Annotated in this window: 16 protein-coding genes; 12 read left to right on the top strand and 4 right to left on the bottom strand. The window is 73.2% G+C overall.

The window, feature by feature from the left end:
• Positions 1 to 23 precede the first annotated feature (23 nt).
• Genes EDF64_RS17690 through EDF64_RS17665 form a run of 6 tightly spaced genes read left to right on the top strand, consistent with a single transcriptional unit; the run spans position 24 to position 6232 of the window.
• Complete coding sequence (locus EDF64_RS17690; RefSeq protein ID WP_133521274.1) at positions 24 to 1418, top strand: MFS transporter; 1395 nt, start codon at positions 24 to 26, stop codon at positions 1416 to 1418.
• Positions 1415 to 3154, top strand: coding sequence for a dihydroxyacetone kinase family protein (locus tag EDF64_RS17685; protein WP_133521273.1), 1740 nt, complete (start codon positions 1415 to 1417; stop codon positions 3152 to 3154). The genes EDF64_RS17690 and EDF64_RS17685 overlap by 4 nt, the downstream gene beginning before the upstream one ends.
• 24 nt (positions 3155 to 3178) lie before the next feature.
• Positions 3179 to 3679 (top strand): ribose-5-phosphate isomerase, encoded by a 501-nt coding sequence (locus tag EDF64_RS17680; RefSeq protein WP_133521272.1) that lies wholly within the window; start codon positions 3179 to 3181, stop codon positions 3677 to 3679.
• Entirely contained in the window at positions 3679 to 4476 is a 798-nt protein-coding gene (locus EDF64_RS17675; RefSeq protein WP_133521271.1) for a triose-phosphate isomerase family protein, read from the top strand. The genes EDF64_RS17680 and EDF64_RS17675 overlap by 1 nt, the downstream gene beginning before the upstream one ends.
• Complete coding sequence (locus EDF64_RS17670) at positions 4473 to 5318, top strand: sugar phosphate isomerase/epimerase family protein (protein ID WP_133521270.1); 846 nt, start codon at positions 4473 to 4475, stop codon at positions 5316 to 5318. The genes EDF64_RS17675 and EDF64_RS17670 overlap by 4 nt, the downstream gene beginning before the upstream one ends.
• Entirely contained in the window at positions 5315 to 6232 is a 918-nt protein-coding gene (locus tag EDF64_RS17665) for a phosphogluconate dehydrogenase C-terminal domain-containing protein (protein WP_133521269.1), read from the top strand. The genes EDF64_RS17670 and EDF64_RS17665 overlap by 4 nt, the downstream gene beginning before the upstream one ends.
• A gap of 117 nt (positions 6233 to 6349) precedes the next feature.
• On the opposite strand, the gene EDF64_RS17660 is transcribed toward EDF64_RS17665, so the two are convergent.
• On the bottom strand, positions 6350 to 7966 hold the full coding sequence (locus EDF64_RS17660; protein WP_133521268.1) for a hypothetical protein: 1617 nt from the start codon (positions 7964 to 7966) through the stop codon (positions 6350 to 6352).
• Positions 7967 to 8047: 81 nt separating this feature from the next.
• On the opposite strand from EDF64_RS17660, the gene EDF64_RS17655 reads away from it, so the two are divergent.
• Entirely contained in the window at positions 8048 to 8830 is a 783-nt protein-coding gene (locus EDF64_RS17655) for an SDR family NAD(P)-dependent oxidoreductase (RefSeq protein WP_133521267.1), read from the top strand.
• 169 nt (positions 8831 to 8999) lie between these two features.
• Here EDF64_RS17655 and EDF64_RS17650 read toward each other — a convergent pair whose 3' ends face one another.
• Together EDF64_RS17650 and EDF64_RS17645 are read right to left on the bottom strand one after the other, a co-directional pair.
• Positions 9000 to 9995, bottom strand: a complete 996-nt coding sequence (locus EDF64_RS17650; RefSeq protein WP_133521266.1) for a DUF1648 domain-containing protein — start codon at positions 9993 to 9995, stop codon at positions 9000 to 9002.
• The gene (locus EDF64_RS17645) at positions 9992 to 10342 is read right to left on the bottom strand and encodes a GntR family transcriptional regulator (protein WP_133521265.1); all 351 of its coding nucleotides are present in this window, start codon (positions 10340 to 10342) and stop codon (positions 9992 to 9994) included. The genes EDF64_RS17650 and EDF64_RS17645 overlap by 4 nt, the downstream gene beginning before the upstream one ends.
• Before the next feature lie 268 nt (positions 10343 to 10610).
• Between EDF64_RS17645 and EDF64_RS18370 the strand changes: the two genes are divergently transcribed.
• Both EDF64_RS18370 and EDF64_RS17640 read left to right on the top strand, forming a co-directional pair.
• On the top strand, positions 10611 to 10787 hold the full coding sequence (locus EDF64_RS18370) for a hypothetical protein (RefSeq protein WP_166645809.1): 177 nt from the start codon (positions 10611 to 10613) through the stop codon (positions 10785 to 10787).
• Between the two features lie 130 nt (positions 10788 to 10917).
• Positions 10918 to 11799, top strand: a complete 882-nt coding sequence (locus EDF64_RS17640) for an alpha/beta fold hydrolase (RefSeq protein ID WP_133521264.1) — start codon at positions 10918 to 10920, stop codon at positions 11797 to 11799.
• Between the two features lie 8 nt (positions 11800 to 11807).
• On the opposite strand, the gene EDF64_RS17635 is transcribed toward EDF64_RS17640, so the two are convergent.
• Positions 11808 to 13388, bottom strand: coding sequence for a PLP-dependent aminotransferase family protein (locus EDF64_RS17635; protein ID WP_208108943.1), 1581 nt, complete (start codon positions 13386 to 13388; stop codon positions 11808 to 11810).
• A gap of 22 nt (positions 13389 to 13410) precedes the next feature.
• Between EDF64_RS17635 and EDF64_RS17630 the strand changes: the two genes are divergently transcribed.
• The 3 genes from EDF64_RS17630 (at position 13411) to rlmN (ending at position 16644) form a co-directional block, all read left to right on the top strand.
• Positions 13411 to 14145, top strand: coding sequence for a pyridoxamine 5'-phosphate oxidase family protein (locus EDF64_RS17630; protein ID WP_133521262.1), 735 nt, complete (start codon positions 13411 to 13413; stop codon positions 14143 to 14145).
• Positions 14146 to 14594: 449 nt separating this feature from the next.
• Complete coding sequence (locus EDF64_RS17625; RefSeq protein ID WP_166645808.1) at positions 14595 to 15389, top strand: C40 family peptidase; 795 nt, start codon at positions 14595 to 14597, stop codon at positions 15387 to 15389.
• A gap of 22 nt (positions 15390 to 15411) precedes the next feature.
• The gene (gene rlmN / locus EDF64_RS17620) at positions 15412 to 16644 is read left to right on the top strand and encodes a 23S rRNA (adenine(2503)-C(2))-methyltransferase RlmN (protein WP_071293884.1); all 1233 of its coding nucleotides are present in this window, start codon (positions 15412 to 15414) and stop codon (positions 16642 to 16644) included.
• Positions 16645 to 17051 lie beyond the last annotated feature (407 nt).

The following is a 17051-nucleotide window of genomic DNA, read 5'->3' as shown; positions in this document are numbered from 1 at the left end:
ACCCCCACCGAGCAGGAGTCATCGTGGACATCCCCGCCACGCGAGGCATCCCCACCTCGGTCGTCGAGAAGACGGCCATCCGCAAGATCGCGATCCGCATCGTGCCGTTCGTGGCACTCATGTTCTTCATCAACTTCCTCGACCGCACCGCGATCTCCTTCGCGGCCCCGAACGGCATGGAGGCGGACCTTGGTCTGACCGCCGCCCAGTTCGGGTTCGCCTCCGGGGTGTTCTTCATCGGCTACCTCGTGCTCGAGGTGCCGTCCAACCTGGCGCTCCACAAGTTCGGCGCCCGGGTCTGGCTCGCCCGCATCATGATCACGTGGGGCATCGTCTCGCTGCTCTTCACGTGGGTGCAGAACTACCCGCAGCTCGTCGGCCTGCGCTTCCTGCTCGGCATCGCCGAGGCCGGCTTCTTCCCCGGCGCGATCCTGTTCCTGTCGACCTGGGTCCCGGCACGCCACCGCGGCAAGATGCTCGCGCTGTTCTACCTGGCGCAGCCGCTGACCAGCGTGATCGGTTCGCCGCTCGCCGGCTGGCTGATGACGCACGAGGGCCTGCTCGGGGGACTGGCGGGCTGGCGCTTCATGTTCCTCTGCGTCTCGATCCCGGCGATCATCGTCGGCGTCCTGTGCCTCTTCGTCCTCAAGGACAAGCCGTCGCAGGCGAAGTGGCTCGACGAGGACGAGAAGCTGTGGCTCGAGGGGGCCCTGGCGAAGGAGAACACGGCGAAGACGGGTGCCGGGCACGCGAAGGGCGGCCTGCGCGCAGCGTTCGGCTCCGGTCGGGTGTGGATGCTCGCCGCGGTGTACTTCGGCTTCATCTACGGCCTCTACGCGCTGAGCTTCTTCCTGCCGACGATCATCGACGGCTTCCAGGAGCAGTTCGGCACCACGTTCGACCTGTTCCAGAAGGGCATGATCACGGCGATCCCGTACATCCCGGCCGCGGTCGTCCTGTACTTCTGGTCGCGTGACGCCTTCCGCCGCGGCGTCCGGGTGTGGCACATCGCGGTCCCGGCGCTCGTCGGTGGTCTCAGCATCCCCGTCGCGCTCTACATGAACAGCCCGGCCGCGACCGTCGCCGTCATCGCGATCACGGCCAGCGCGATCTTCGCCGCGCTGCCGAACTTCTGGACCGTGCCGACGCAGTTCCTCACCGGAGCCGCCGCGGCAGCGGGCGTCGCGCTCATCAACACGATCGGCAACCTCGGCGGCTTCGCGGCCCCGTACATCACGGGCGCCGTGAGCGAGTGGACCGGTGGCTACCAGGCCCCGATGTTCATCGTCGGCTTCTTCATGGTGCTCTCGAGCGTCCTGATGTTCGTGCTCGGCCGGAACACGAAGCGCAACGAGGCGGCAGCAGCCGCACCCGACGCCGGAGCCGCGACTCCGACCACCCAGGAGGCCGGCGCATGACCCGCCTGTTCAACGACCCCGCGGACTTCGCGGACGAGATGGTCGACGGCTTCGTCGCCGCGAACCGCGCCCGGGTCCGGAAGGTGCACGGCGGCGTCGCCCGCTCCACCACCAGCCCCGAAGGCACCGTCGCACTCGTCGTCGGCGGTGGCTCCGGCCACTACCCGGCGTTCGGCGGGCTCGTCGGCCACGGCCTGGCAGCTGGTGCCGCGATGGGCAACCTGTTCGCCAGCCCGAGCGCCCAGCAGGTGACCGCGGTGGCGAAGGCGAGCGAGCACGGCGGCGGGGTCCTCCTCTCCTACGGCAACTACGCCGGCGACGTCCTGAACTTCGACGCGGCCGCCCGGGCGCTGACCGCCCAGGGCATCGACGTCCGCACGGTACGGGTGACCGACGACGTCGCCTCCGCCCCGAGCGCCGACGCCCACAAGCGCCGCGGCATCGCCGGTGACCTCTGCGTCTTCAAGGTCGCCGGTGCCGCCGCCGAACGCGGCGACGACCTCGACGCCGTCACCGCGATCGCCACCCGCGCCAACGACCGCACCCGCAGCTTCGGCGTCGCGTTCTCGGGCTGCTCCCTGCCCGGCGCCGACGAGCCGCTCTTCACCGTCCCCGAGGGGCGCATGGCCATCGGCATGGGCATCCACGGGGAGCGCGGCATCGCCGAGGCCGACGTCCCCACCGCCGACGGCCTGGCCGACCTGCTCGTCGACAAGCTGCTCACCGAGCGACCCGACGGTGCCGAGACCGGCGGCACCACAGCAGCCGCCGGCCAGCGCGTCGTCCCGATCCTCAACGGCCTCGGCTCGGTGAAGTACGAGGAGCTCTTCGTCGTCTTCGGCGCCGTGCAGCGGAAGCTCGCCGACGCGGGCATCGTCGTCGTCGAGCCCGAGGTCGGCGAACTCGTCACGAGCTTCGACATGGCCGGTGTCTCGCTGACCCTGTTCTGGCTCGACGACGAACTCGAGCAGCTCTGGGCCGCGCCCGCCGACAGCCCCGCGTACCGCAAGGGCGGTGCCGTCCCGCAGCAGCAGGTCGCGCCCGAGGCCCTCGCCGCCGACGAGCAGGCGCCGGTCACCCCCGGCACCGCCGAGTCCCAGGAGTCGGCGCGGATCGTCGCCGACGCCGTCTCGGCGATCCGCCGCACGATCGACGCCCACGCGGACGAACTCGGGCGCATCGACGCGGTCGCCGGCGACGGCGACCACGGCATCGGCATGCAGCGCGGCTCCACCGCCGCCGACGCCGCAGCGCAGGACGCCGCAGCGCGCGGCGCCGGCGCGGGCAGCGTCCTCGCCATCGCCGGTGACGCCTGGTCCGACAAGGCCGGTGGCACGTCCGGCGCGATCTGGGGAGCCGCACTGGAGGCACTGGGTCGCGTCCTCGGCGACGACGACCGTCCGTCGGCCGCCACCGTCCAGAGCGCGGTGCACGCCGCCACGGAGGCGGTCCTCGCGTTCGGCGCCGTCCCCGGCGACAAGACCATGGTCGACGCGCTCGTGCCGTTCGACGAGGTCCTCACCGCCCGGGTCGCGGTCGGCGACGAGCTCGTGGACGCCTGGTCCGCGGCGTCCGCGGCCGCGCAGACCGCGGCGGACGCCACGGCCGACCTGCTGCCGAGGATGGGCCGGGCCCGCACCCACGGCGAGGACGCCGTCGGCACCCCGGACGCCGGCGCGGTCTCGTTCGCGCTCATCACCGACGCGGTCCTGTCGACCATCGCCGTCCGCGCCTGACCCCCACACGAAAGGCACACCCGCATGAGTGAGCAGCAGTTCCGCATCGTCGTCGGCTCGGACGACGCCGGCTTCGACTACAAGGAGGTCATCAAGGCCGACCTCGCGAAGGACCCCCGCGTGGCGTCCGTCGTCGACGTCGGCGTCGACGCCGACGGCCACACCGCGTACCCGCACGTCGCCGTGGACGCCGCCCGCCTGGTCGCGAACGGCGAGGCCGACCGCGCGATCCTGATCTGCGGCACCGGGCTCGGTGTCGCGATCGCGGCGAACAAGGTCCCCGGCATCCGTGCCGTGACCGCGCACGACTCGTTCTCGGTGGAGCGCTCGATCCTGTCGAACGACGCCCAGGTGCTCTGCATGGGCCAGCGCGTCGTCGGCGTCGAGGTCGCCCGGCGGATGGCGAAGGAGTGGCTCGGCTACACGTTCGACCCTGCGAGCGCCAGCGCCGAGAAGGTCAACGCCATCTGCTCGTACGAAACGAGCACAGCCGACGGCTCAGCCCCGGTCGGGACCGACGCCTGATGCCCGCGACCACGGCGACCGCCCCACTGACGATCGGGGTGTCGCTGAAGATGTACTTCGGGCACGCCCGGACGCTCGAGTGGACGGCCGCCGTGGCCGACATCGCCCGGACGCACCCGGCGGTGCAGTCCGGCGCGGTGGAGCTCTTCGTCATCCCGACCTTTCCGGCGCTGGTCCCGGTGCGGCAGGTCCTCGACGCGAGCGGTGCCCCGGTGCTCCTCGGCGCGCAGGACCTGGCCTGGGCGGACAGCGGCGCGTTCACCGGCGAGGTCTCCGGCGCCGAGCTCCGCGAGATCGGGGTCGACCTCGTCGAGATCGCGCACGCCGAGCGCCGCGACCTGTTCCACGAGACGGACGACGAGATCGCGGGGAAGGTGCACGCCGCCTTCCGCAACCACCTGCGGCCGCTGGTCTGCGTCGGGGAGACGACCCGCGCCTCCAGTCCGGACGCGATCGCGGACGTGACCGCGCAGCTCGACCGGTTCCTGGCGACCGCGACCGCGGACGGCCTGGCCGGACCGATCATCGCGGCCTACGAACCCGTGTGGGCGATCGGCGCCCCGGTGCCCGCGCCCGACGAGCACATCGTCGCGGTCCTCGCCGGGATCGAGGAACACCTCGCCGCCCGGCCGGAGCTCGCCGGGTCCGTCGCGATCTACGGCGGCAGCGCCGGTCCGGGCCTCCTCACCCGGGGCGCCGGGCGCATCGGCGGCCTGTTCCTCGGACGGTTCGCCCACGACCCCGCCGCGATCCGCACCATCCTGGACGAAGCCGCGCAGCTGGGAGCGACCGCATGACCTCCCTGCTCGGCCTCTCCACGTACGCCTACTTCTGGCGGATGTCCGACCGCGTGTCGGACCCGGTGTCGCTCGACGACGCGATGCGGGACGCGGCAGCGCACGACGGCGTCGCCCTCTTCCAGATCTGCGACCACCTGCCGCTCGACACCGCGACCGACGACCGTCTGGCCGCGATCCGGGCGCTGGCCGAGGACCTCGGTCTCGCGCTCGAGGTCGGGACCCGGGGCACCCGTCCCGAGCACCTCGCCCGGTACCTGCACGTCGCGCAGCAGCTCGGCGCGACGCTCGTCCGGTCGATGTGGACGAGCGGTGACGACCAGCCCGACGCCCTCGAGACCGAACGCCGACTGCGCGAAGCGCTCCCGGCGTACGAGGCAGCCGGGGTGACGCTCGCGCTCGAGACGTACGAGGTCGTCGCCACGGCCGACCTCGTCACCGTCGTCGAGGCGATCGGCTCCGACCACCTCGGCATCTGCCTCGACCCGGCGAACACCGTCGCCCGGCTCGAGCACCCCGCCGACGTCGTCGCGGCCGCCGCACCGCACACGAAGAACTGGCACGTCAAGGACTCCGCGTTCACCCGCTCACCGGGCTGGGTCGGGTTCCAGTACACCGGCGTCCGCACGGGCACCGGGATCCTCGACTACGCCGCCGTCCGAGCGGCCGTCGAGCCGGACCGCCGCGGCGTCAACCGGGTGATCGAGTTCTGGCTGCCGTGGCAGGACGAGCACGCGGGCGCCGAACCGCGACCGGGCGAGACGCCCGCCGAGACCACCACCCGCATCGAGGCGGAGTGGACCGAACACACCATCGAGTACATCAGGAGCAACGAATCATGACCGACACCGCCACCACCACCCACACCGTCGCTGCCGGATCCGGCACGGCCGACGTCACCGTCGCCGTGATCGGTGCGGGCGGCAAGATGGGCACCCGCGTCTCGAACAACTTCGCGAAGAGCGAGTACACGACGCTCTACAGCGAGGCCTCGCCCGCGGGGCAGGAGCGCATCGAGGCCCTCGGCCGGTCGCTCACCGACAGCATCGAGGCCGCGAAGGTCGCCGACGTCGTGATCCTCGCCGTCCCCGACGTCCTGCTCGGCAGCATCTCCGAGCAGCTCGTCCCCGTCATGAAGTCGGGCGCGTCGATCCTGACGCTCGACCCGGCCGCCGCCTACGCCGGGCTCCTCGCGAAGCGCGAGGACATCCACTACGCCGTGGCGCACCCGTGCCACCCGTCGGTGTTCCTCGAGCGCACCACGAAGGCCGAGTGGGACGACACCTTCGGTGGCATCGCCGCCCCGCAGGAGGTCATCGCGGCCTTCGACGCGTCCGAGTCGCTCGGTGACGAGGGCGACCGCGCCAAGGCCATCGCCGAGGCCGTCATCACCACCATGTACGCGCCCGTCATCCAGGTGCACTGGGTCACGGTGAAGCAGCTCGCCGTCCTCGAGCCGACCCTGGTCGAGACGATCGCCTGCATGATCGGCGACTTCCTCAACGACGCCCTCGAGGAGACCGTCACCGGTGTCGGCGTGCCCCGCGAGGCCGCCCGCGCGATGCTCTACGGCCACACCTGGATCGCGCTGACGAACGGCCTGCGCGGCTCGAACCCGTTCTCGGACGCCTGCCACATCGCGATGGGCTACGGCCGCGAGAAGCTCATCAAGGAGGACTGGAAGCAGGTCTTCGACGACAGCGAGCTCGACTCCGTCATCGCCAAGATGCTCAAGATCGACGCCGTGCGCCGCTGATCAGGACCAGCCGCTGACCGCACAGAGACCGGAACGCCCCGCCGACCCCCTTCCGGCGGGGCGTTCCCCTTTCCCCGGGCAGTCGCGTCTCCCCGGGCAGTCGCGCCGGCTTCCCGGTCAGTCGCTCCGGCGGAACAGTCGGGCAGCGGGCGCGTGCACACCGTCCGACGTCACGACACCGCGTGGTCCCCACGCCTCGGCCAGCGTGATCGACGCGACGCCCGGCACCGTCAGCGCCGCCACGGACGCGGCGAACCAGTCGCCGGCAGCACGCGAGTGCTGTGTCGGATCCGTCGCGTCCGGCACGAACTGCGGCCCGGAGCCCGCCAGTGCGGTCGGGTCCGTCACGACGCGACGGGGTGCCGTCGCCACCGCGTTCCACCGTGGACGGAGCGTCACCGGTCCGACGTGGAGCGGCCTGCCGGCGGCCAGCCTGGAGGCACTCATCACCACCCAGCGCTGCATCCGCACCGACTCGGTCACCTGGGCACGGGACCGGTCGTGCATCTGCGGCGTGACGCTGAACGCGAGCGGCCCGTCCCACCCGCGGAACAGGTCGATCGACCGGTTGAGCTCGGTGAAGTGGGCGCGGGTGCCGGCGACGACCTCGAGGCCGTCGTGCGCCCGTGCCGCTGCCCGGAGTGCGTCCTGCAGTGCGGGGGTGGTCACGTGCGTCGCCGGGTCGACCGCGCCCACCCGGACGGCCGGGCCGGCGGCGAGGACCGCGTCGATCGCCGCACGCAACACGTCCGGGTCGTCGGTCACGAAGCGGATGTCGAGCGGTGCGCCGCCGGCGTCCCGACGGGCCGAGGCGAGGACCGCGGCGACGTCCGGGGCGCCGAGCACCGGCTCGACCAGGATCGGCACGCCCGTCAGCAGTGCGGCGTCGTCCGGTCGCGCAGCGGCCGGTGCCGACCCGGCGAGGAGCTGCAGCGTCGGCGGCGGGGTGACCACGGTGGTGGAGGGCGGGCCGTCGAGGAGCGCGAGGGGCGAGGCGGGGGAGGGCGTGCCTCCCGGTCGGAGCGCACCGGGCGGCGGGAACGCGCCTGCCGGGCCGCACTGCAGCGCGACGCCCTGGCGGATCACGGTGCCGGCGTCGAGCGCGACGGGGAACGGCTCGGACAGCGGGGTCGAGTACGTCTTGAACGAGGCGTCGGTCCAGTTCCGCTGGTCCTCCATCTCGAAGCCGTCGCCGGACAGGGACAGTTCCGCGTCGATCCCGTCGACGGTCCACGCGTAGCCGGTGACGTCGGTCGCGGGCTGGTGCGGCGCGATCCACGTCGGGAAGACCTGCTCGGTGGGCGGAGCGAACGCGTGCCGGACCGTGAACGGCGTGCCGGCCAGCGTCGGCGGGTGCAGGACGACGAGTCCGATGCGGTTGCGGCGGAACGGGGTGGTCGTCGTCGCGGTGGCGTGGACCGCCACGGTGCCGCCGTCGACCGAGACGTTGAGGACGTACCGCAGGACGGGAGCGCCGTCGTAGCCGCTCGTCGCCTCGATGCGGACGCGGGCGCTCGGAGTGTCGTCGTGGACCTCGACCGTGCGGTGCAGCACGGTGTCGTCGGCGGTGCGCCAGTCGTGGTCGCGCGTGACGAACCGGATCGCCCGCAGGACGGTGACGCCCCGGTGCGTGACGTCGGCGATCTCGGTCCCGCGCAGGACGAAGCGCCACGGGCCGACCTCGACGACGTCCTCGGGGTCGGGTGCTCGGTCCCACGTGTCGTCGTCGCTCACGGTCTCTTGCTACCAGTCGGTCAACCGGTTGCGCAATGATGGGTTCGTGGAGCGACGGCGCTCCGAGGACGGAGTGCCCGCATGACCGCACGACTGACCGGCAGGACCGCACTGGTGACCGGGGCCGGATCCGGGATCGGTCGCGCCATCGCCGACCGCTTCGTCGAGGAGGGCGCGCGGGTGGTCTACGCCGACCGCGACGCCGAGGCAGCGTCGGGGGCTGCGTCCGCCGCTGCTGCTCCGGGAGCTGCGTCTGCTGCCGACGCGATCGCGTGCACGATGGACATCGCCGACGAGGCCAGCGTCGAGGCCGGGTTCGCCGCCCTCGCCGCCCAGGGGTGGACCCCCGACGTGGTCGTCGCGAACGCCGGGGTGCAGCTGTTCGGCCACGACGCCGCCGTGGCCGATGTCTCGCTCGAGACCTGGAACCGGACGGTGGCGGTCAACCTGACGGGGACCTTCCTCACGGTGAAGCACGCCGTCCGCGCGATGCTGGCCGCCGGCACCGGTGGGTCGGTCATCGCGACCGGGTCACCCACGGGGCTGAACGGCGAAGGGGCCGACTTCGCCGCGTACTCGTCGACGAAGGGCGGCATCCACGCGCTCGTCCGGGCGACGGCGATGGCGTACGCGCGGGACGGCATCCGGGTGAACACGGTCGTGCCGGGCTACACGGAGACCGCACTCGTGTCGACGATCTCGGGCGACCCGGCGTCGCGCGCGGCGATCGTGTCCCGGACGCCCCTCGGCCGCCCGGGCACGCCGGAGGACGTCACCGGCATCATGGTCTACCTCGCCAGCGAGGAGTCCTCGTACGCCACCGGCGCCGAGTTCCGCGTCGACGGCGGCATGACGAGCCTGTAGCGCCGCGCCGCGCCGCGCCCCGGCCCGCGCCCCCGCGCCGCCCGACGCGCACACCCCTGGCCCGCGCACCACCCACTCGCCAAAGCGACAGTTGGCCCCCGAACATCCGCGGCCATCTGTCGCTTCTGCGCACCGAACCACGTCGGCGCACGCGATCTGTCGCTTTCGCTCACGCCGAATCTCGGCCCGCCGGGCCGCCCGCCGCTCCGCCCGGCGCACCGCCCGCCAGCAGCGCCCCGAGCGCCGCCGCCCCGCGCTCCGCGTCCGCCACGGTCACCATGCGCGCGCCGCCACCCCGCAGCCGCGCGACGATCCCCGGCCCGGACCGCACCACGTACGCGATGCCCCGGCCGGAGATCCGGTAGCCCCAGCCACCCCACTGCCCGGGCGAGACCTCTTCCCACCCGCACGACTCGATGCGCGACAGCGGCACGCGCATGATCGGGATCCGTGTCCACGTCGAAGTGAGCCGGAGTCCGCGCCGGTCGACCGTGACCTCGACCCGGGCGAGCACGAGCACCGCGAAGCCGGCGACGAGCAGCAGCACACCGGTGACCACCGCAGCGCCGGCGCTCGCCGACGCGGTCAGCCACACCGCCCACACGCCGGCCAGCAGCACGACGACCCCGACGACGGCGAGCCACGGGCTGCCGATCCGTGCGCGCCACGCGACTCGGGCGTCCGGCGCGACGTCGAGCGGCTGCACGTCGTGCGCCGGCACCGGGGGAGCGGCACGGACGAGCGCGATCGTCGGCGGGACGGCCACCGCTGCCCCGACGGCCAGCAGCGCGACCACCCACCACCAGGCGAACGCCGGCTCGTCGGCGCGGTTCGCGACGGCGATGGCGACCCACGCCACGGCGAGCGACGTGCTCACGAGGTTGAGCACGAGGAGGAGCACCGCGGCGGTGCGCCGGTCCCGCCACCGCAGCGCGACGACGGCGAGCACCACGGCGCCCACGGCGAGGGCGATCGACACCCAGAGCACGGGCCACGGCGATCCCCAGCCGTCGGCCGTGCCGTCCGCGCCGAAGTGCGTCGCCACCCGCGCCGGCAGTCCCGGCCCCAGCGTCAGCGCTGCGATGACCAGGCCGAGCAGCACGGCCGCTCCGGGAGCGACCACCGCCACCCGTGCTCCGGCGTCCATCGATCGTGTGGTCGTCATCGTGCCCCCTTGATCATCGCGTACAGGTCGTCGAGCGGGACCCCGAGGGTCTCCGCCTGGTCACGGAGTTCCGTCACGAGTTCGCGGAGCCGGTCGAACGAGGCGTTCCCGGACCGCAGCACCGTCGCCCCGCGGCCGCGACGCAGCTCGATGAGCCCGTCGTCCTGCAGCTGGGCGTACGCGCGGAGCACCGTGTGCATGTTGACGTCGACCGCGGCGGCGAGGTCGCGCGCGGACGGCAGGCGTTCCCCGTTCCGGAGGTCGCCACGGGCGATCGCGTGCCGGATCTGGGCGGCGACCTGCTCGGCGAGCGAGGCCTTCGCCCCGGGGTCGACGGTGATCAACATGTTCGCATTCTATGCGAACAATCCGCCGCGCACCAGACCGCGTACTCGCCGCGCACCAGACCGCTGACTCGGTGCGCACCGAGCCGCGGACCACCGTTCCCGACCTGCTCCGTCCATCATGCGCGGACTGCGGGTCCACGCCACGCGGTCGTGCTCGAGCCCGCGTAGCTTCCCGGGTACAGGGGTTCGTTCCGTGCCCCGTCGGGACGCGATCCGGCCCGGGGGAGCCGGTTCGAACACGCGGGGCGCCGTGACCAGGGAGCACGACATGCCGAAGAACACCACCAAGTACACCTCGAACGACGACGTCCAACCCGTCAAGGTGACGACGTACCGTCACCTCAGGAAGGCCACCCGCCGCGGGTGGGCACTGCCGACCGACGCGGAACCGTCGCTGGGCGACCTCGTCCAGATCCGGGAGGGTCGCGGACGGCGACGCCGATGAGCCGTCCGACCGCGTCCGCAGCGCCGGCTCCGGTCGGTCCTGAACCGACCATCAGGGCGGACGGGAGGCACGGTGCCGTCCCGCCCCGTCCGTCCAGCCCGGCCCGTGGTCGCGCGGATATCGTCGAGTGATGCAGTCCGAGACGCGTCCGGCCGCCGACGCGGCGCGGACCGAGGTCGCCGTCCGCGGAGACGGGGCGCCCGTCCTCGTCGTGCACGGCACACCGGGGGGCATCGACGGTGCCGAGATCATGGCGCGCTTCCTGCCCTCCGACGGTTTCCGCGTCGTCACGCTGTCACGGCCCGGGTACCTCGGCACACCCCTCGACCCCGACCACGCGTCGCTGGACGACGAGGCCGACCGCTACGCCGTCGTGCTCGACGAGCTCGGCATCGACCGGGTCGCGGTGCTCGCGTGGTCCGGTGGGGGCCCGGCCGCCTACCGCTTCGCCGCCCGGCACCCGGACCGCGTCCGCTCGCTCGTCGTGGCGGCCGGACTCTCCGGGCGGTGGACCCCGCCGCACCCCGGGCCGCTCGAGTGGGTCGTCACGCACACCCGGGTGGGGGCGGCCCTCGCGCGCGCCGCGGCCCGGGTGGCACCGGCCGTGGTGGTGCGGTCTGCCGAGGCCGGCGTGAGCTCGCTCCGGGGAGCAGCACTCGGCGAGCACGTGCGCGGCGTCCTCGCCGACCCGGGCCGCCGCGCGTTCGTGCTCGACCTCGCGACGACGGGCAACACCTCGGGACGGCACCGCCCCGGGTGGGACAACGACGTGCGCACGCTCGGCGCGGTGACGGACCTGGGCCTCGACGACGTCCACGCCCCGACGCTGCTCGTGCACGGCGACGCGGACACCGACGTCGACCCGTCGCACAGCGCCCGGGCCGCTGCCGAGGTCCCCGGCGCCGAACTCCTCACCCTGCCCGGCGGGACCCACTTCGCGCTCTGGGCGCACCGCGACGCCGAAGCCGTGCAGGAGCGGGTCCGGGACCACCTGCGACTCGGCCTCGACTGACGCCAGCCTCAGCCGACCCCGACCCCGACCCCGCGCGCGGGCACCCGGAGTGCCCCGAGCAGCACGTCGAGCGCCCGGTCGAGCTGCGGCATCGTCAGGGCGCCGTACCCGAGGACCACGCCGGCGGGCGCACTGCCCGGAGCGACCTCGTACTCGTCGAGCGCACTCACGAGGACCCCGACCGTCGCCATCCGGGCCACCACCGCCCGTGCGGTCACCGGAGCCGACCACGTGACCACCGCGTGCAGGCCGCCGTTCAGGGCACGCGCCTCCAGGCCCGTGACCCCGTCGAGTCGTGCGGCGATGCGCTCACGGCGGTGCGTGTAGTCGCGGCGGACCCGACCGAGGTGACGGCGGAGCGCGCCCGTCCGCAGCAGGTGCGCGAGCGCGACCTGGACGGGCTCGGCGACGACCGGCCCCCGCGCGGTGCGCGCGGCGGCGACGGCGTCCGCCGCGGTGCCGGACGGCAGCACCAGCCACCCGCAGCGGAGTCGGGGGTCGAACGTCTTCGAGAAGCCGCCGACGTGCAGGACGACGCCGGCGGTGTCGAGCGCCGCCAGCGCGGGCACCGGGCTTCCACGGTGCCGGAACTCGGAGTCGTAGTCGTCCTCGACCACCACCGTGCCCGTGCGTGCCGCCCACCCGAGCAGCCGGTGCCGGCGGGCCACGGGCATGACGGAGCCGAGCGGGTACTGGTGCGTGGGCGTGACCACGACGGCGTCGACCGCACCCGCCGCCTCGAGCGCGTCGAGGTCGAGCCCGTCCTCGTCCACCGGAACCCCGACGAGCACGGCACCCGCACTCGTCATGGACCGGCGACCGGAGCGGTAGCCGGGGTCCTCGACGACGATCACCGGCGCCCGTCCGAGGTGTGTCCGGAGCCCCTCGACGACCAGGGACAGCGCCTCCGAGGTCCCACCCGTCACGACCACCCGGTCCACGTCGGGGGCGAACCCGCGGCTCAGCCCGGCCTGCGCGGCGATCTGCGCGCGGAGCTCCGGCAGCCCGAGCGGGTCCGAGAGTGCGTTCCGCAGCGGGGCGTCGGCCGCGGCGCGCCATGCCGCTCGCCAGTCGCGCTGTGCGATCGCGGTGACGGCGGGGATCCCCGGGCGGCAGTCGAGCAGGGGCCCGGACGGCGTCGCGGCACCGGCACCGGCTCGGGCACCGGCACCGGCACCGGCACCGGCACCGGCACCGGCTCGGGCACCGGCACCGGCACCGGCTCCGGCTCCGGCTCCGGCGTTGGTCGCCCCCGCGGTGTGCGTCGCCGGGCCCCGACCCGTCGGCGCTCGCCGCGTGGTCCCCGCGGCCGGACCGACCGGCACCCCCTCGGCCACCCGCGCCGCCGCACCCTGGCGCGTCCGGATCCACCCCTCGCCGTCGAGCTGTTCGTAGGCCGCGACGACCGTGCCCCGAGCCACCCCGAGCTCGGCCGCCAGCGCGCGCGTCGAGGGCAGGGCGTCTCCGGCGACGAGCGTGCCGTCCCGCACCATCGTGCGCACCCGCGCGACGACCCCCGCGGTCTTGCCGCCCATGCCGTCCGACTGGTCCATCCGGAGTCCGCCGATCTGGTCCAAAAACCGGACCACTCTCGACCCTAGCGTTGCTCGCATGCGCACCACGAGCCTCCCGTCCGACCCCTCGCTCACCGTCCGTCGCCTGCGCGACCGGCAGTCCCACGACCCGGCGGACCTGTCCGCCGTCCTGGCCGAGGCGATCGTCGCCCACGCCGGCTTCGTCCGCGGTGGCCACCCGATCGTCCTGCCCTTCCTCTGCGGCGTCGGCGACCTCGGAGCCGGACCCGTCCTGCTGCTGCACGGCTCGACCGGCGGGGGACTGTTCCTCGACGCCGGAGCCGCGGGCATCCCGGTGTCCGCGACCGTGACGCACGTCGACGGGCTCGTGTTCGCGCGCTCGACCTTCGACAGCTCGGCGAACTACCGGAGCGCGATGGTCGTCGGGAACGCGACCGTGGTGCCCGACGCCCTCCGGACCGAGGCGCTCTGGCAGATCGCCGACCACCTCATGCCCGGTCGACGCGACGAGGTCCGCGAGATGACCGCCAAGGAGGTCCGCGCCACCCAGGTCCTGCAGCTCCCGCTCGACCGGGCCAGCGTGAAGATCCGTGCGGCCGGCGTCGGCGAGGCGGCGGACGACGGCGAGGACCACGCGGTCTGGGCCGGCGTCCTGCCGCTCGCCGTCCGGGCCGGGGCACCGATCGCGGGGGACGTTTCGGGGGACGCGCCGGTCGACGGGTCGGTCCGCGCGCTCGCGGCTCGGCTCGACGGGCTGGCGGCCGACCGGGAGGCGCGGATCACCGCCGTCATGCGGCCCACGCCCGCATGACGGCGGGCTCCAGGGCGCTCGGGTCACCCGAGCGATGCTCGACGACGCCTCGGGACGGGGTCGGAGCGGGCTGCGAGGAACGGCCGTCCCTGTGACGAACCGCAGGAACCCTCCGCTCCTGCCCAGCCGAGATCAGGTTCGTGACCAATACGTTATCTTCCCGAGTCGCCTGATCACCTGCTCGGGTCGGCTCGTCCGACCCGGAAGGAACCATGGGACGCCACGCACTCCCCGCAGTACCCGACGCCGTCGTCACTCCCGCTGCTCCTGCTCCTGCGCCGCCTGCTGCTCCTGCTCCTGCTCCGGCGCCGCCTGCTGCTGTCGTGGCCGCGGCTGTCGTTGCGCCGGCTCCGGGTCCTGCTCCCGCTGCCGCTCCCGCTCCGGCCGAGCTGCGTCGCCCCCGCGGTCGTCGCTCGGCGTTCGGTCCCGCCGTCGCCCGGTCGACCTTCGTGGAGCACACGAAGCCAGCACGGACCGTCTCACTCGCGCAGCACCGCCCGGTCGCCTCGACCGCCGTCGCCGGCACCGCCGTGCTGAGCCGGTCGGCTGCCCTCCGCGCCGAGCGCGCCGCGGACCCGAAGCACATCCGGCGCGCCGCGAACGCGAAGCGCGCCGCCGTCCTCCTGGCACCCGCCCTCGCCGTGACCTCGAGCCTGACGCTGGCCGTCCCGGCGAACGCCGCCACCCCGTCGACCGAGTCCCACCACGGCACCACGACCTCGCAGCTGGCGCAGACGTACACCGTCGCCCGCGACGTGCAGGTCCCCGTCGTGCAGACCGACGGCATGACCACCACCACGACGATCGTGTCCTACCCGACCATCGTGACGAAGTTCGGCGTGAGCACCCAGCGGGCCGAGGACGCCATCTCGAAGGTGCTCTCCGCCGGCGGCGACCGGGCGACCGTCGTGTCGACCGCCTTGCAGTACATGGGCGACCCGTACGTCGAGGGCGGCGCGAGCCACCAGGGCATCGACTGCTCGGGTCTGACGATGGTGGCGTACGCAGCCGTCGGCATCCCGCTCGTCCACTACGTGCCGACCCAGGACGCCGCCGCGACGACCATCCCGGAGTCCGAGGCGCAGCCGGGCGACCTCGTCGTCTACGACAACGAAGACCACGTCGGGATCTTCCTCGGCGACGGCCTCGTGCTGCAGGCGCCACACCCCGGCGACCCGGTCGACATCGTGCCGATGTACTCGGCCGCGCACCACTTCGCCCGGGTCCTCCCCGCGGGCAGCTGACGGGATCCCGTATCCTGGAGTGATGGCCTCCGAGACCCGCACCCCGTTCGAACAGCAGCAGTCTGCTCGGCCGCAGGTGCGTCCGCGCACCGAGGGCTGGAAGCAGGCGACCGACACCGAGGGTCGTCCGCTCCTGCAGTTCGCCTCCCCGAAGAAGGGGAAGCCGCCGGTCCACCTCGCGGACATGACGGTCGAGGAACGCGTCGCGAAGGTCAAGGAACTCGGCCTGCCCGGCTTCCGCGCCAAGCAGCTGTCGACGCACTACTTCACGCACTACTCGTCCGACCCGGCCACGATGACGGACCTGCCGGCCGCCCAGCGCGAGGAACTCGTCGCCGGGATGCTGCCGCCGCTCCTCACCGAGACCCGACGGCTGGCGACGGACAAGGGCGACACGATCAAGTTCCTCTGGAAGCTGCACGACGGGGCCCTCGTCGAGTCGGTCCTCATGCGGTACCCGGGGCGCATCACGCTGTGCGTCTCGTCCCAGGCCGGCTGCGGCATGAACTGCCCCTTCTGCGCGACGGGGCAGGCCGGGCTCACCCGGAACATGTCCACGGCCGAGATCATCGAGCAGATCGTCCGGGCCAACGCGGCCATCGCGGCGGGGGAGCTCGGCGGTGACCCGCGCAAGGGCGGGAACGACCGCGTCGACGCCGAGCGCGTGACGAACATCGTCTTCATGGGCATGGGGGAGCCGCTCGCGAACTACAAGCGCGTGATGGACGCCGTGCGCATCATGGTGGCGCCGCAGCCGGACGGCCTCGGCATGAGCGCCCGCGGCATCACGATCTCGACGGTGGGGTTGGTCCCCGCGATCAACAAGCTCGCCGACGAGGACATCCCGGTGACCTTCGCGCTGTCCCTGCACGCGCCGGACGACGAGCTCCGCGACGAGCTCATCCCGGTGAACTCGCGGTGGAAGGCCGACGAGGCGATCGACGCCGCGCACAACTACTTCGTCAAGACCGGCCGTCGTGTCTCGATCGAGTACGCGCTCATCAAGGACATGAACGACCACGCCTGGCGTGCCGACCTGCTGGCCGAGAAGCTCAACAAGCGCGGCAAGGGCTGGGTGCACGTGAACCCGATCCCGCTCAACCCGACGCCCGGCTCGGTGTGGACCTCGTCCGAGGTGCACGTGCAGGACGAGTTCGTCCGTCGGCTCAACGCTGCCGGCATCCCGACGACCCTCCGCGACACCCGCGGCAAGGAGATCGACGGGGCGTGCGGGCAGTTGGCTGCTGCCGAGTAGGCGCGCCACACGTTCGACCGGGGGCACGGTGCGGGTTCGCACCGTGCCTCTCGTCGTCCCGGCCCGTCCGCCCGTGCCCGGACCTGGCCCGGGCACCCGAGCCCACCCCGACCTCGCATCGTGCGAGGTCCGCGTGTTTCCGGGCCTCGCGCCGCCGACACGCCCGGGATCGGGCCCGGGTTGGTGCTCCCGTTCACCTCTGCGTAAAGTAATCACTCGTTGCCGCTGAGGCGGAGAACGGAACGGCCGAGACGGTCACCGGGTCACAGACTCGAAGATCTTGTCCGCCACGGTTCTTCCCCGGGCAACGAAAACCAAGAACGAAAGCCTCTCTGGTGGAGCATCCTTCGGGTGCCGAGCGGGGAGTGCGTCTGGTCCTTGAGAACTCAACAGCGTGCACATTGTCA

The organism is Curtobacterium flaccumfaciens (assembly GCF_004361695.1).
Taxonomy (GTDB): Bacteria; Actinomycetota; Actinomycetes; order Actinomycetales; family Microbacteriaceae; genus Curtobacterium; species Curtobacterium flaccumfaciens_B.
Note: the sequence above shows the minus strand (reverse complement) of the source record. Positions and strands in the feature narration are given on the sequence as shown.